Raw genomic sequence first — 232 nt, 5'->3', positions numbered from 1 at the left:
CGCGTACACAGGCCAGCACCGGGCCGAAGATTTCTTCGCGGTAGATGCTCATGTCCTGGGTCACATGGTCGAACAAGGTCGCGCCGAGCCAGAAGCCGTTTTCCAGGCCGGGTTCGGTGGGCACGTAGTCACGGCCATCAAGCAACAACTGCGCGCCGGCGTGTACGCCCTGCTCGATGTAGCCACTGATGCGCTCCAGCGCGGCCCGCGACACGATCGGGCCCATCTCGGC

At 65.1% G+C, this 232-nt stretch carries 1 protein-coding gene; it reads right to left on the bottom strand.

Annotated elements, in window-relative coordinates; genetic code table 11:
- The coding region (locus AAEZ05_RS30445; protein ID WP_350650421.1) for an aldehyde dehydrogenase family protein at nt 1-232 on the bottom strand (232 nt) is incomplete at both ends.

Origin of the sequence: Pseudomonas sp. HY13-MNA-CIBAN-0226 (assembly GCF_040310305.1) — a bacterium.
Classification (GTDB): Bacteria; Pseudomonadota; Gammaproteobacteria; order Pseudomonadales; family Pseudomonadaceae; genus Aquipseudomonas; species Aquipseudomonas gregormendelii.
The sequence above is the reverse complement of the archived record's forward strand: the minus strand, read 5'-3'. Positions and strand labels throughout refer to the sequence as shown.